Below are 13,330 nucleotides of genomic sequence, written 5' to 3' on the forward strand. Positions count from 1 at the left end.
GAGGTTCGGAATCGTCTTCCCGGGCGAGGGGGAACGCGGTAGTTTCGTCCACCGGAACGTGCGCATATCTCTGTTTACAATTCACCGAGCGCGGTGCGGCCGGAATTAGTCGAGGACGGGTGGATGCCTTCCAACGCGTACAGCCTGGTGCAGGCGAAGCGTCAGCCGCTGACGAAGAAGAACCTGCGGGAACTCAACATCGAGCAGACCTGGCAGTCCGTCCTGGACCACCCCAACCTGGTCTACGTCGACGCCTACGGCGCGAAGCACAAGCCCGTCGGGTTCTCCGTGAACAAGTCGAGCTTCGGCGACTTCCCCGGCACCGCCTTCCAGCTGGGCTGGCTCGCCTACATGAACCTCGGGGAGCCCTTGATCGAGGTACGGGGCGACATCGGCCAGCCTCCGCCCGACACCTTCTCCTCGCGCACCTACGTCAACCGCAGCCAGACGGAACCGATGACCTTCACCGACTCGGTCGACTTCACCGTGTCGAACGGGGTCACATGGTCGCTCAACGGGGACGCGAAGCTCACCTTCGGCGGCAGCGTCGGAGCGTCGCTGCAGCTTCAGTTGCAGAACCAGCTCCGTCTGGACCTCCAGTCGCAGCTCGCGGCGTCGTGCCAGAACGGGACGGCGAACAAGAACGCGAACACCGTGACCGACAAGAACAGCAAGGACAGCGTCGGCGTCGACAACGCCAACACCACCGAGACGTCCGTGAGCAGCTCCGCGACGAACTCCGCCTCGACCGGGATGACCAACTCGGTGGGGTTCACGACCACGGGCAGCGCCACCGGCAACGCGTCGCTCAACGCGCAGCTCGCCCTGGGCATCGCGGCCACCGTGGGCGGCTCCCTGAACACCAGCTGGGCCTCGAAGTCGCAGATCTCCGGCAAAGTGCCGGCCAACTCCCGTGTGCAGGTCCTCGTCTCGCAGCGGCGCAACCGCAAGCAGTACACGTACGAGATCCCGGTGACCTTCTCCGGCCTGATCGCGGTGCAGTACGCCGTACCGGTGGCGGTCCTGTCTCCCCCGCAGCCCGGGAGCTACCCCGGCCTCGAAAGGATGGTCGCCCGCGACATCGGCGACATCGACCTGACACCCGGCGGCTTCCGCATGAAGGGACTGGCCGAGGTCGTGTCCGCCCTGGAGGTCCACCACACGATGCTCGACGGCGAGAGCCTCGACGCCAGCCAGCAGACGCTGCACAAGCAGCCCTGACCGCGCGGCACCGCCGCCACGACGACCAGAGGTGACGATCATGGTGTTCGACAACGTCTTCAACTCCGCCGGCAAGGGCGCGGGGCTCTTCTCCGTGACCACCGCCGGCACGAAGCCCCGGCCGGGCGAGGGCGTCGACTTCGAGGACTGCGACGACGACACGTACGACGACACGAGTCCCAGCCTGTTCAACAACGCGATCCACGGCGCCTCCTCCCGCGCGAAGATCGTGCAGGAGACGTCACCCGAGGCACGGGCCGTCCTCGGCTTCCTCGGCTCCTTCATCCAGAGCACCCAGGCATCCGCCGGTGCACAGGCCCAGTACGCCCGGAACCCCGGCTCGGTGACCGAAGCCGCGTCCGCCGGCATGCAGGAGGCGAGTGCGACGGTGACGGAGAACGGCGACCTCCAGAAGGACGGGGACCTGGAGAGCAGGCCCAAGAAGAGCGACTACACCAAGCCCCCGAAGACCCCGGACGCCCCGAAGGCCCCGGACGCCCCCAAGGCGCCCAAGGCGTCCGCGGAGAAGCCGTCCGGTTCCCAGTAAGGCCCCGGGTCGAGCGAGGGGGAGGGGCGGACCGCCCCTCCCCCTCGCGCACTATGCGGGAAGCAGCTGCCACTGGTGGCTCCGGTGATCGTCCTCCGCCCCGTACTGCCTGACCGCCGTACGGGCGTTGGTGTCGACCCGCAGCAACAGGCCGCTGTTCCGGTTCACGATCTCGAACACCCGCGGGGTGTCGGTCACCGATCCCACCGGGACCAGCCTCCACTGCTGGTGGTGCGCGTCCTCCCCCTCGTAGGCGCGCTGCGCGACCACCGCCCCGGCCGTCTCCCGCGCGTCGGCGACCTCCAGGACCTTGCCGCTGCGCGCGTTCTCCATCCGGTACAGGACGTCGGCGCCGTCCTGGCCCACCTCGACCAGCCGCCACCGCTGGTGGTCCCGGGGCGAGGCGAGGGACAGGTGGATCTCCGCCCCGTCCTTGGTGGACTCGCGGAAGACCCCCATCCGCAGCCTGCTGCGGACGTTGGCCCAGGAGACCACCGTGCCCGACTCGGGCAGCCCGGCCGCTCTCGCCGCCGCGACCTTCCGGACCCGGTGGTTGACGTGGTCGGCGATGTGAAGGGCGCCGGCGCGGTCCACGGCGAGGCCCACCGGGTTGTTCAGCGAGGCCGAGGCCGCCGGGCCGTCGTCACCGCCGAATGCCGCCGTGCCCGTGCCGGCGACCGTGCTGATCGTCCCGTCCGCCGCGACCTTCCGGACCCGGTGGTTGCTGCTGTCGGCGATGTAGAGGGTGCCGGTGCCGTCCACCATCACTCCCAGGGGGGGGTCAGCCGGGCCGAGGCCGCCTGCTCGTCGTCACCGCCGAAGCCGGCGGTACCTGTGCCGGCGACCGTGCTGATCGTCCCGTCCGCCGCGACCTTCCGGACCCGGTGGTTGTCGCTGTCGGCGATGTAGAGGCCGCCCGTGCCGTCCACGGCCAGGGCCTGGGGGCGGTTCAGCTGGGCCGAAGTCGCGAGCCCGCCGTCTCCCTTGGTTCCCGCGACCCCGGTCCCCGCGACCGTAGTGATCTTCCCGTCGGCCGTGATCCTCCGAATCCGATGACCGTTGTACTCGGCCACGTAGAGGACACCGGCACCGTCCACCGCCAGCCCGAACGGGTTGTTCAACTGGGCGGAGGCGGCGAGGCCGCCGTCACCGCCGAAGCCCGCCCTGCCCGTGCCGGCGACCGTGCTGATCGTCCCGTCCGCCGCGACCTTCCGGACCCGGTGGTTGCTGCTGTCGGCGATGTACACGGTGCCCGCGCCGTCCACCGCCACGCCCCGCGGCCAGTTCAGCTGCGTCGAGGTCGCGGGGACGTTGTCACCCTTGTAGCCCGCGGTCCCGGTGCCCGCGATCGTGGTGATCGTCCCTTCGGCCGTGATCTTCCGGATCCGGTGGTTGCCGTGGTCGGAGAAGTAGAGGGTTCCGGTGCCGTCCACCGCGATTCCGTAGGGGTAGTTCAACCGGGCCGAAACGGCCGGCCCTTCGTCTCCTTCGAATCCGCCGACACCGGTCCCCGCGATCGTGCGGATCGGAGGAGCGGACCGCTCGACGTCTACGGGCTCCGCGTGGGTAGTGCTCATGGTCGTCCCTTCACCTGTGCACCGCTGTACAAGGTTCTGTTCTTTCCGAAAAGCCGACGGACGAGGCGGGAACGGACGGCTTCCGAGTCGCCGAGCCCCCGATTCACCGCATCACCGCGTCGCCGATCGAGGGCTCGGGAACCGGGTCAGAGGTTGTACCGGTCGATCCTCAGAACCCAGTTCTGGAAGCCCGCCGTCGCACCTGAAGAGGCCCTCACCTTCACGCGGGCGGTGACGTCCCGAGCGGGGAAGGCGGGCTGGAACTCGGCGATGCGGATCATGGTGTGGGAGGACCACTCCGGATTGCCCCGGGCCGTCACGAAGCGGTGGTTGGCGCTGACCGGCGCGGCCGGGTCGTCGCCGAAGAACACGGTGGCGTTGACGACCGCGTTCTTGTCGGGGTGGGAGGCGAGGGCCTCGGCGCTGAACGTCGCCACGAAGATCGCCCCGTACGAAGCGGCGCCCTGCCCGATCCGCAGGTCGATGGTGGCGCCGGGCAGATCGGTCCAGGTGCCGACAGCGGCCTCCCAGCGGGTCTCGTCCCAGACGAGGAGGGTGTCGTCCGCTGCCCGGTTGGTGGCCAGGGAGGTGGGGGCGGGGGTGCTCATGGGGGCGGGTTCCTCTGCGTCGACGACAAGAAGGGGTGTCTCGTGCGGAGGACTCCCCACCGGGCAGGGCCGCGATTCCTCACATCGGAATGCGAACTGCTTGAACGAAACCATTCGGACAGAGGACCGTCGGGAGGGCTTTCCAGTGATCCCCCCGAAGGCGTCAAAAAACGCCGTGATCCGTCTCATTCACCACTCCAGCGATCAAAGAACCGATTCGCCTTCTGATTTCCAGAGCGGTGCACAGTGCGTCCGTCCAACCCGCCGTCGCGCGGATCTGACTCGATCTCCGCCCCCCGAACGGCGACGGCGTCACCTTCGTCCACGAGGAGAATCGTTACCCCCGAGGAAGATGAACGCGGCCGAATTCGGTGAGCCGCGGACTGTCTGGAGCGTCAGCCGTTCAACCGGATCGCCAGCTCCGCAGTCAGCGATCCGCAGCACATCGGCGACTGCGGCGTGTGGAGGTACAGCGATCCGGGCGCCGAGGCGACCGAACGGGCATTCCCGCGCGACTGGTTCACCAGCCGGCTCAACGACGCGACCGAGGAGGTCGCGAAGCGGCTCGGCGCCCTGATCCCCCAGGAGCCGAGCTGGAACCATGGGAGCGCGCGAACCTGTCGCCGTACGGCTTCCGCGCTTTTCTCGGTACCGCACCTGACTGCGCGTGCTCCGACGATGGCGCCCAGCCCGGTTGCGATCAGCCCGATCACCGCGATCAGCGGAGAAACCACGAAGTCCTGGACTCCCCAAGGCACGGGGTGAGCCCGGACCGGCCCCCGGTGGAGGAGCCGGTCGGAAGAAACTCAGCGGGCTCAGGCGCGGCGGTCGTCGTCGGCGGGGTCGGCCGTCTCGGGCAGGTCGTCGCGGTCGCCCTCGGCCTGCGACGGTGTCGGGTACGGCGTCTCCGGGGCTTCGGCGGTGCGCCGGGTCTGGTCGGGGTCGTCCCGTTCGCCCTCGGCCTGGGACGGGGTGTGCTCTCTCATAGCGGTGACTCCTGCGGACGGGGGTGGTCACTCACCGCCCGGGTACCCAGCGGAGCCCCGGTCCGCACTCGTCCGCGCCGTCCGTACGACCGCCGCGCGCAGGGCCGCGCGAAGCTCCCGCGGCACCGCGGGACCGTCCGGCCGGGCACCCGCCGTGATGGCCTCCGCCACGGTCCGCAGCTTGGTGTTGGTGCGCTGCGAGGTCTCCCGCAGGATGTCCCAGGCCCGTTGCGCCGTGCAGGCGTGGGCGGCCATCAGGATGCCGCGCGCCTGGTCGATCACCGGGCGGGAGGCGAGGGCGTGCCGCAACTGCGCGACCTCCTGCTGAAGCTGCAGCAGCCGCTCCGCCCGTTCCGCCGCCACGGCGGAGGGGATGCGGAGCGGGGGAGGAGCGCTGGAGGCGGCGGGCGCCACGGCGGTGCCCGGGGCTGGGGTGGCCCCCGGAGGGAGCGTTGCGGACCCCGGAAGGCCGGTGGTGGTTCCCGGGGCGGCCGCGGCCGGTCCCTGCGGGCCCGAGACGGCCCGCAGCGGGTCGGCGGTGGGCCGCAGCGGGTCGGTGGCGGCCCTCAGCGGGTCGGCGGTGGGCCTCAGCGGATCGGTAGTGAGCCTCAGCGGGTCGGTGGCGTTCAGGCCGGCCAGTTCCAGGACCCGGCGCGGCTGCCCCGTCCAGCCCGTGGCGCTCACCCGGACGCGGTGCGTGCGGCCGTACTCGTGCAGGACGCCCAGGAACTCCAGCCCCGCCGAGTCCATGAACGTCACCGAGACCATGTCCAGCTGGACCGGCCCGGACCCCGGCGGCAGCCCGGCCAGCGTCGTGGTCAGCACGCCCGCGCACCCGAACACCAGCTCGCCGCGCGGGGTGAGCGCGATCCGGCCGTCCGGGTGCGTGCGGACCGCGATGGCCAGCACTTCGGCGCCGGTGGCGGGCGTCCCGATGCCGTTGGCCGGCGTTCCGGTGCCGGTGGTCGCCGTTCCCGGGCCGGTGGGCCCTGCGCCGGGCCCGGAAACCGGTGGGGCGTCGGGTGTGTGGGGTCGTCGGGCCACCGGTGGTGGTGCAGCTGAGGTCATGTCCCCGCCTTGTTTCCGTCCCCCAGGTTCTCGGTCGCCCGCGAGGACGGGAGCGGAGCCGCCGGCGCCTTCGCGCCGACGCGCGGGTCCACGGGGTCCCGGCGGTGCATTCCTGCGCCTGCCCGGTGACCGGCGGGCTACACCTGGGGTGCGTGGGCCCGGTACGGCGTACTGTTCCTGCCGGTGCCGGGGCCGTCGGTGACCGCGCCGTTCCGGCAGCCGGGGGCGCGGGGGTGGGAAACGTGTACGAGGACGTGTACGACGACGCGTGCCGCTACGGCAAGGCGCAGGCGCAGCCCTTCGTGCGCACCGCCCTGTTCTGCCGCGACGAGTCCGAGTACCTCGCGGGCACCGGGAGCGGATCGTCGGCGGGCCGGTCCGGGCGGGCCGGTCGGCCGCCGGGTACCCGGCCTGCGCGCAGGACGAGGCGCCGGTGAACGCCGCGTTCCGGGGCCGCGCGGTCACCCTCCTGTGCCCGTACGACAGCACCCGGCTGGACGAGCGCGCCCGCGCCGACGCCTACGCCACCCACCCCGTCGTCACCGGCCCCGTCGCGGCCGGACGGTGGGCGGCGGACACGTATGTCCTGTGCGAGGCGCGCGACGCCGGCCGCCTGGCCGATCCGCCGGCCGGACCGCCCGGACGGGAGTCCTCACGCCCCCAGCGGGTTCAGCACCAGCGGTTCGATCCGGCCCTCCAGCATCTCGCCGAGGCCCTGGACCGCGCACACGTCGGGGCGTTCGGCGATGTGTACCGGCATGCCGGTGGCCCGGCGCAGCATCTGATCGAGGCCCGGGAGCAGGGCCGAGCCGCCGACCATCATGATGCCGCGGTCGGCGAGGTCGGCCACCAGATCGGGCGGGCACTCCCGCAGCACCTTGTAGATGCCGTCGAGCACGGCGGTCAGCGGTGTCTGGATGGCGTCCCGCACCGCGGCGGTGTCCACGACGACGGAACGGGCGAGGCCGGTGGCCACGTCCCGCCCGTGGATCTCGGTGGCGGCCGGGCCGTGCGCGGTCAGCCCGTTGTCGTGCAGGGCGAGCTGGAGCGGCCGTACCGACTGGCTGGGCAGCATCAGCGAGTGCTCGTGGCGCAGGTGCTGCACGATCGCGTGGTCGACGGCCTCGCCGCCCACCGGCATCCGTACGGCGGCGACGATCGAGCCGAGGGAGAGCACGGCCACCTGGGTCGCCGCCGCCCCGCACACCATGATCATGGTTGCCTCGGGCCGCTCCACGGGCAGCCCGCAGCCGACGGCCGCGGCGATGAGCGTGTCGACCAGCTCCACCCGGCGGGCGCCCAGGCCGACCAGCGTCTCGATGGTGGCCCGCCGGGCGAGCGGGTCCGCCTCGTGCGGGGTGCAGGCGGCGGCGCGCAGCCGGGCCTTGCGGCGCAGCGCGCGGCGCATCCGGTCGCCGAGCAGGTGCCGCAGCATGCGCTGCGCCATCTCGATGTCGACGACCGTGCCGCCGGAGACCGGGCGCACCACCCGGATGTAGTCGGGGGTGCGGCCCGTCATCCGCTCCGCCAGCTCACCGACCGCGATCAGAGCGCCGGTACGGGTGTTGACGGCGGCCGCCGAGGGCTGGTCGACGACGAGACCCGCGCCCTTGACGTACACACGGGTCCGGGCCGCCCCCAGGTCGACGGCGAAATGACAGCGGCGCAACTGCTCCAGACTGGCGGTCATGGCTGATCCTCCCGAGAGCACGGACCGGGGCGGTCGCCGGGCGGCGGCCTCTTTGGCATCGTGCGCGGAACGGGGGAGCGGGCGCCTGTTCAAGGGGGCCGGGCGGGGTGCCGCTGGACGGGTACATTTTATGGCGATACGCCGAATAAGCGCCAGGTAAGCGCTGGACAAGCGTAAGGTGCCCCGTCTTGTCCCTGGCGGGAGCCCGCCACGGCGGCCGTCCGCCGGCGCACGTCAACTCCCTTGCCGGCCGCGGCCCAGCCGGACACCACCCCGCGCGGCAGGTGTGGTCCGGGCACACGGACGGCGCCGCCTCCCCGTCCCAGGGAACAACTGCTCGCCTGTCCGTATCGGCGGACGATCTCATGACACGACCCCCCGGACGACCCCCAGCTCGACCAGATCCTGCGGGCGCAGCCGCAGTTGCTCCGCCGTGGCCGGGGCCTGCTCCGGTGGGCGCTTGAGGATCGCCGCCGCGAGTTCCGGCGCGATCACCGAGAAGTAACTGTCGGGCGTGGCCCACGTGTTGCCGGGCGCGGCCAGCGCGAGCGCGCCGCCCGAGCCGCCCTCGCCGATCAGCAGTGAGGTGACGGGAGTCCGGGCGGCGGCCACCGCGCCGAACAGGTCCGCGATCGCCGCGCCCACGCCCTGCCGCTCCGCCTCGGCGTCGTTCGCCGCGCCCGGGGTGTCCACCAGTGTCAGCACCGGGATGCCGAGCCGGTCGGCGAGCCGGACCAGCCGGGCGGCGGTGCGGTATCCGGCGGGCCGGGTGGCGGTGCCGGTCTGGGCGGCGTACGCGACGGTGGTGCCGGTGCCCTCGTGCTCGCCGAACCCGCACAGCATCCCGTCGTCGGTGCCGCCGCAGCGGTCGCCCGTGAGGGCCGTCCGGCGGGTGAAGCAGGCGTCCAGGTACCGCCGGGCACGCGGCCGCCCGGCGGCACGGGCCCGCTGGACGGCGTCCCAGCCGGTGCCCGGGAGATTGTCGCCGTGGGGAAGGTCCGGCGCGGGCAGCGCCCCCGGCGGAGGCACGGCGAGCGAGGACGGCCGGGTCAGCAGCCGCAGCCACAGCCCGAGGGTCCCGCGCAGTTCCCCGGGCGGCACCACGGCGTCCGCCGAGCCCGCCGCCACCTGGGCCTCGGCCGTGTACGCGGCCGGGTCGGCGTCCGGCGGCCGCACCCGTGAACCGCCGAAGCCGACTTGGGCGCCGGGCAGTGCCAGCACCACGTCGGCGCCCGCGCCCAGGGTGGCCCAGCCGCCGCCCGTGGTCGGGTCGCGCAGGACCGCGACCTGGGGCAGCCCGGCGGCGCGCAGCAGCGCGGACTGGCGGGCCACCCGCTGGAGCTGGGTGAGGGCGAGCATGCCCTCCTGCATCCGGCTGCCGCCGGTCGCCACCAGCGGCACGAGGGGGAGGCGGTGCTCGCGCGCGTGGACGTACGCCGCCTCCAGCCGGTCCCCGGTGCGCTGTCCCAGCGAGCCGCCGAGGAAGCCGAACTCGAAGGCGATCAGCACCGCCCGCACCCCGCCGACGTGCCCGGTGCCGCACACCACCGACTCCTGCTCGCCGGTGCGTTCGGCGGCGCGGGCGCGCGAGGTGTCGTAGCCCGCCCAGCCGAGCGGGCCGTCGGGCGGGTACTCGCGTATGGGCGCGGGGAGTTCGGTGAAGTCGTCGGTGACCAGGGCGAGGACCTGCCGGGCGGTGAGCCGCCCCAGGTCAGCCACGCGTCCGCTCCCGATCCTCCGGAGCCCGATCCTCCGGGGCCCGGTCCATCAGGTCCCGGCCCGTCAGCTCCCCGCCCGTCAGGTCCCGGCCCGTCAGCTCCCGCTTCATGATCTTGCCCATGTCGTTGCGGGGCAGCACGTCCAGGAGGCGCAGGACGCGGGGCCGCTTGTGCGGGGCGAGCCGGGCGGCCACGTGCCCGGCCAGCTCGTCCAGGCCCGGCGCGCGGCGCGGATCGGCCGGCACGATCCAGGCGACGATCCGCTCCCCGAGGTCGGGGTCCGGTTCCCCGGTGACGGCGGCCTCCCGCACGCCCGGGTGTTCGAGCAGCGCGTTCTCGATCTCCCCGGCGCCGATCTTGTAGCCGCCGCTCTTGATCAGGTCGGTGGCCTTGCGGCCGACGATGCGGACATAACCGTCGCCGTCGCGCACTGCCATGTCGCCGGTGCGGAAGAAACCGTCGGCGGTGAACGCGGCGGCCGTGGCGTCGGGCCGGTTGAGGTACTCGGTGAACAGGTTCGGCCCGCGCACCTGGATCTCGCCGACCGTCTCCCCGTCGTACGCCGTGATGGCCGTGCCGTCCTCCTCCACCAGCCGCAGCTCCACCCCGGGCAGCGGCAGCCCGACCGTGCCCGCGCGGGCCTCGCCGTCCGCCCGCACGCTGGTGTTCATCAGCGTCTCGGTCATGCCGTACCGCTCGATCACCCGCCGTCCGGTGGCCGCCGCGATCCGCTCGTGGTCGTGCACCGGCAGCGCGGCCGAGCCGGACACCAGCAGCCGGGCGCCCGCGAGCGCCTCGGCCAGGCCGGGATCGCCGGGCAGCGCCTCCGCGATCCGGTGGTACATGGTGGGCACGCCGAACAGCATGGTCGCCCCGCCGGACAGCTCCCGGGCCACGCCCTCGGGGGTGAACCGCCCCAGGTGCCGCACCGACCCGCCGCGCCGCAGCGGCCCGAGGACGCCCAGCACCAGCCCGTGCACATGGAACAGCGGCAGCCCGTGCGTGAGGACGTCCTCGCCGGTCCACCGCCAGGCGTCGGCGAGCGCGTCCAGGGTGGCGGCGAGGGCCCGGCGCGGGAGCACGGCGCCCTTGGGCGGCCCGGTGGTCCCGGAGGTGTAGACGACGAGAGCGGGACGACAATCACCGTCACCGTCACCGTCGCTGTCACTTCCGCCGTCGCCGCCCGCGCCCTCCCCGGACCGGTCCTCATCGGATACGGATACGGGTACGGATACGGCTACGGGCCCGCGCTCCCGTACATCTACGTCTACTACATCTACGTCCACGTCCACGTCGATCCGCTCAAGCCCGGCCAGCGCGGGCGGCAGTTCGTCCCCGGGCGCGGCCAGCACCGCACAGGGCGCGCTGTCGGCGAGGATGTGCGCCAGCTCCTTCGCGCCGGACCGCGGATTGAGCGGCACCGCGGTGGCCCCGGACAGCAGCGTGCCGACCACGGCGACGGCGGTCTCCAGCTCCGGCGTCGCCCACACGGCGACCCGCCCCCTCCCCCCGGTCCGCGCGCCGACGGCCCCGGCCGCCGCCGCCAACTGCGCGTACGTCAGCGCACGGTCACCGAACCGCAGGGCGGCCCGGGGCCCCGGATCGTTCGTCAGGGCCGGAAAGAGGGAGGACACGCGGGGACTCCTTCACCGTGGGAAACCGTGGATGCGACGCACGGGCCCGTCCGACGGCCCGACACCCACGTTCCTACCCCACCCGCGGCACTCCCGGAGCGTTGCGCCGGTCACGTCGCGCCCCCGGCCCCGGCCCCGTTCGTGGCGTCGACCCCGTTCGCGGCGGCGGCCGCTACCCGTCCACCCGCGTCCGCTGGAGCAGCCCCCAGGTGAACTCCGCGACCACCTCGTGCCGTACGCCGTCCGTGTCCGGGGCCGTGAAGGCCAGGCCCCAGCGGGTGGGGGCGGTGCCCTCCAGGGGGCGGGCCGGGGGGAAGGCGCGGGCGGCCTCCTCGACCGTGCAGGACCAGGGGGTCAGGTCGTCCAGGGTGCGCAGCTCGGGTCCCGTGGCGCCCGGGGCGCGGACCAGCCACTCGTTCCAGACCCGGCCGTCCGGACCGGCCAGCACCTCGAAACGCAGCTCCGGCCAGAGCGGCAGCCGCCACTGCCGGGCCTCGCAGTCCAGGTCACCGATACGGCGGGCGGCCGTCGACTCGGGGGCCCCGAGGACCGACCGGTACCGGGCACCCGCCGACCGCGACCGCGGGGAGCGCGCCATCGCCTGCCACCGCTTGTTGGCCTCCCGCATCTCCGCGACCGACACCCCCAGCTCGTGCCGGGCCCGCTCCACCAGCTCCGGCCGGTGATCGGCCATGCGGCGCAGCAGCACGAGCTGGAAGTCGAGCGGGGTGAAGGGCGGCGGGGACGTCGGCATGCCTCCATCGTGACGCATCGCGTCGCGTCACATTCACGGGCTCGGCCACGGCAGGTCCTCGCCGTTCCCCCTCGTCCGCGGGTCGCGGCGGGTGGCGGGGAACGCGGGGGCGGGGGCCACCGCCTGGGCCAGCTCGACCAGGCCGCCGGTGCCGGACACCTCCGTGGCGTGCAGGCGGTAGCCGCTCGGGGCCGGCAGGGGCTCCTCGCGGGCGGCGGCGCGGCGCGCGGCGTCGGCGAGCATCGCCGCCTCCGCCGCTATCCGTGCCTCGTGCGCGGTACGGCCCCTGTCCCGGGCGGCGGCCAGGGCGCGTTCGCGGACCCGGTCGTCGAAGTACGGCGCCAGGCTCAGCAGCGCGTCGTGGATGGACACCTCGCGCCAGCGCAGCCGGGCCTGCGGCAGCTGCCACCAGGCGCTGGGCGGCTTCGGCGCGGTGGACACCAGCCGCACCCGCGACCACAGCGGCCCGAGCCTGCGGTAGTCGCGCAGGCAGCGCGCGTGCGCGAGGAGCGGCGGCAGCAGCCTCGGCAGCACATAGCCCACCGAGCACAGCAGGCCGCCGAGCGAGGCCAGCGGCGGGGCCACCACCGTGGACAGCACGTCCAGATCGTGCCCGCACCAACGCGCCGCCACCGCCGTGCACTTGGTCAGCTGGAAGCCCACCACGGCCAGCGCCGAACCGGCCATGATCAGCCGCAGCCCGGCCCGCAGCAGCCCGGTGACCTCCCGGCTCCACTTCACGCACAGCACACACATCGTCAGCGTCGCCGCGCTGTGCCCGACCAGATACAGCACGATCATCTCGCGCAGGCACGGCGTGTTCGCGTAGTACGTGTCGAAGTCGGCCAGCCGTTCGCTGCGCGCGTCGCCCAGCGCGAACAGCACGACGATCGCCGCGACCAGCGGCACGTACGCGGCGATGCTGCGCAGCACCAGCCGCCGGACCCGTTCGGGCGGGCCGCCCCGCCAGTGGATCAGCAGGATCAGCAGCGAGCAGCTGTACGCGCAGATCATGCAGTACGTCAGCGGGGCGCCGAAGTTGGGGACTCCGGTGAGGCGGTTGACGGCGGCCAGGGTCAGCGGCGCGGAGCAGACGAACACCAGCGCGCCCAGCACGACCGCCACGCACGTGGACACGGTCAGCGGGTCCCGTACGGCCCTGCGCGGCCGCCGGAACAACACCAGGGCCGACAGCCCGAACAGCCCGGCCGCCAGATAGACGACGAGGTTCACCCCGGGCACCCCCGCCCGGCCCCGCCTCCGACGCACAGCCCACCCGCCGCCCGCGCCCCCGTCACGCCCACCCCGGCGGTGTCGTCCCCGCGCCCCCGCCCCGGGAGCCGCCCAGCACATCGGCGACCCGCACCAGCACGGAGGTCCCGGGCACCCGGACCCCCGGCCGCCCACGGTCCCCGTCCGGGGGGACGGCGGCGGCAGGGAGGACGACGACCACCGGCCGCGCTGTCGGCCGGGCGGGCGCCGGAGCTGCGCCCTGTGCTGCTGCGTGGGTGGGTGCTGGGCCTGTGG

14 protein-coding genes and 1 pseudogene are annotated in these 13,330 nt (G+C 73.5%); 4 read left to right on the forward strand and 11 right to left on the reverse strand.

Features of this window, described 5'->3' with window-relative positions; genetic code table 11:
• Positions 1-123 precede the first annotated feature (123 nt).
• Together ABZ858_RS00505 and ABZ858_RS00510 are read left to right on the forward strand one after the other, a co-directional pair.
• Positions 124-1,221, forward strand: coding sequence for a hypothetical protein (locus ABZ858_RS00505; RefSeq protein ID WP_361370390.1), 1,098 nt, complete (start codon positions 124-126; stop codon positions 1,219-1,221).
• 40 nt (positions 1,222-1,261) lie between these two features.
• Positions 1,262-1,768, forward strand: a complete 507-nt coding sequence (locus ABZ858_RS00510) for a hypothetical protein (protein ID WP_361370393.1) — start codon at positions 1,262-1,264, stop codon at positions 1,766-1,768.
• A gap of 51 nt (positions 1,769-1,819) precedes the next feature.
• Here ABZ858_RS00510 and ABZ858_RS00515 read toward each other — a convergent pair whose 3' ends face one another.
• The 6 genes from ABZ858_RS00515 to ABZ858_RS00540 all read right to left on the reverse strand — a co-directional run bounded on the left by ABZ858_RS00515 (position 1,820) and on the right by ABZ858_RS00540 (position 6,007).
• Positions 1,820-2,533, reverse strand: coding sequence for an RICIN domain-containing protein (locus ABZ858_RS00515; protein WP_361370396.1), 714 nt, complete (start codon positions 2,531-2,533; stop codon positions 1,820-1,822).
• The gene (locus ABZ858_RS00520) at positions 2,533-3,345 is read right to left on the reverse strand and encodes an SMP-30/gluconolactonase/LRE family protein (RefSeq protein ID WP_361370399.1); all 813 of its coding nucleotides are present in this window, start codon (positions 3,343-3,345) and stop codon (positions 2,533-2,535) included. The genes ABZ858_RS00515 and ABZ858_RS00520 overlap by 1 nt, the downstream gene beginning before the upstream one ends.
• A gap of 146 nt (positions 3,346-3,491) precedes the next feature.
• Complete coding sequence (locus tag ABZ858_RS00525) at positions 3,492-3,953, reverse strand: hypothetical protein (RefSeq protein ID WP_361370402.1); 462 nt, start codon at positions 3,951-3,953, stop codon at positions 3,492-3,494.
• Positions 3,954-4,348: 395 nt separating this feature from the next.
• The gene (locus tag ABZ858_RS00530) at positions 4,349-4,687 is read right to left on the reverse strand and encodes a hypothetical protein (protein ID WP_361370405.1); all 339 of its coding nucleotides are present in this window, start codon (positions 4,685-4,687) and stop codon (positions 4,349-4,351) included.
• Between the two features lie 81 nt (positions 4,688-4,768).
• On the reverse strand, positions 4,769-4,939 hold the full coding sequence (locus tag ABZ858_RS00535; protein WP_361370408.1) for a hypothetical protein: 171 nt from the start codon (positions 4,937-4,939) through the stop codon (positions 4,769-4,771).
• A gap of 27 nt (positions 4,940-4,966) precedes the next feature.
• Complete coding sequence (locus ABZ858_RS00540; RefSeq protein ID WP_361370411.1) at positions 4,967-6,007, reverse strand: ANTAR domain-containing protein; 1,041 nt, start codon at positions 6,005-6,007, stop codon at positions 4,967-4,969.
• Between the two features lie 242 nt (positions 6,008-6,249).
• Between ABZ858_RS00540 and ABZ858_RS00545 the strand changes: the two genes are divergently transcribed.
• Positions 6,250-6,444 (forward strand): hypothetical protein, encoded by a 195-nt coding sequence (locus tag ABZ858_RS00545; protein WP_361370414.1) that lies wholly within the window; start codon positions 6,250-6,252, stop codon positions 6,442-6,444.
• Positions 6,348-6,548, forward strand: a pseudogene (locus tag ABZ858_RS00550) (MEDS domain-containing protein); the annotation flags it as partial. The gene ABZ858_RS00545 and the pseudogene ABZ858_RS00550, both read left to right, overlap by 97 nt.
• A gap of 111 nt (positions 6,549-6,659) precedes the next feature.
• On the opposite strand, the gene ABZ858_RS00555 reads toward ABZ858_RS00550, so the two are convergent.
• From ABZ858_RS00555 to ABZ858_RS00575, 5 genes are all read right to left on the reverse strand, one after another.
• Complete coding sequence (locus ABZ858_RS00555) at positions 6,660-7,697, reverse strand: rod shape-determining protein (protein ID WP_361370417.1); 1,038 nt, start codon at positions 7,695-7,697, stop codon at positions 6,660-6,662.
• A gap of 363 nt (positions 7,698-8,060) precedes the next feature.
• Positions 8,061-9,416 (reverse strand): carboxyl transferase domain-containing protein, encoded by a 1,356-nt coding sequence (locus ABZ858_RS00560; protein WP_361370420.1) that lies wholly within the window; start codon positions 9,414-9,416, stop codon positions 8,061-8,063.
• Positions 9,409-11,049 carry an acyl-CoA synthetase gene (locus ABZ858_RS00565; protein ID WP_361370423.1) on the reverse strand — a complete coding sequence of 547 codons (1,641 nt, stop codon included), beginning with the start codon at positions 11,047-11,049 and terminating at the stop codon, positions 9,409-9,411. The genes ABZ858_RS00560 and ABZ858_RS00565 overlap by 8 nt, the downstream gene beginning before the upstream one ends.
• A 172-nt stretch (positions 11,050-11,221) precedes the next feature.
• A complete protein-coding gene (locus ABZ858_RS00570) occupies positions 11,222-11,803 on the reverse strand; it encodes a hypothetical protein (RefSeq protein WP_361370426.1) in 582 nt (193 codons plus the stop codon).
• 33 nt (positions 11,804-11,836) lie between these two features.
• Positions 11,837-13,036 (reverse strand): MAB_1171c family putative transporter, encoded by a 1,200-nt coding sequence (locus ABZ858_RS00575; protein WP_361370429.1) that lies wholly within the window; start codon positions 13,034-13,036, stop codon positions 11,837-11,839.
• Between the last annotated feature and the right edge of the window lie 294 nt (positions 13,037-13,330).

It is taken from the genome of Streptomyces sp. NPDC047017, assembly GCF_040644175.1.
GTDB lineage: Bacteria > Actinomycetota > Actinomycetes > Streptomycetales > Streptomycetaceae > Streptomyces.

What these genes read in the sequence shown, in the direction of transcription:
- ABZ858_RS00540 (WP_361370411.1), bottom strand. Translation starts at nt 6,007, where the DNA reads ATGACCTCAGCTGCACCACCACCGGTGGCCCGACGACCCCACACACCC.
- ABZ858_RS00505 (WP_361370390.1), top strand. Translation starts at nt 124, where the DNA reads ATGCCTTCCAACGCGTACAGCCTGGTGCAGGCGAAGCGTCAGCCGCTG.
- ABZ858_RS00525 (WP_361370402.1), bottom strand. Translation starts at nt 3,953, where the DNA reads ATGAGCACCCCCGCCCCCACCTCCCTGGCCACCAACCGGGCAGCGGAC.
- ABZ858_RS00570 (WP_361370426.1), bottom strand. Translation starts at nt 11,803, where the DNA reads ATGCCGACGTCCCCGCCGCCCTTCACCCCGCTCGACTTCCAGCTCGTG.
- ABZ858_RS00510 (WP_361370393.1), top strand. Translation starts at nt 1,262, where the DNA reads ATGGTGTTCGACAACGTCTTCAACTCCGCCGGCAAGGGCGCGGGGCTC.
- ABZ858_RS00555 (WP_361370417.1), bottom strand. Translation starts at nt 7,697, where the DNA reads ATGACCGCCAGTCTGGAGCAGTTGCGCCGCTGTCATTTCGCCGTCGAC.
- ABZ858_RS00515 (WP_361370396.1), bottom strand. Translation starts at nt 2,533, where the DNA reads ATGGTGGACGGCACCGGCACCCTCTACATCGCCGACAGCAGCAACCAC.
- ABZ858_RS00520 (WP_361370399.1), bottom strand. Translation starts at nt 3,345, where the DNA reads ATGAGCACTACCCACGCGGAGCCCGTAGACGTCGAGCGGTCCGCTCCT.
- ABZ858_RS00535 (WP_361370408.1), bottom strand. Translation starts at nt 4,939, where the DNA reads ATGAGAGAGCACACCCCGTCCCAGGCCGAGGGCGAACGGGACGACCCC.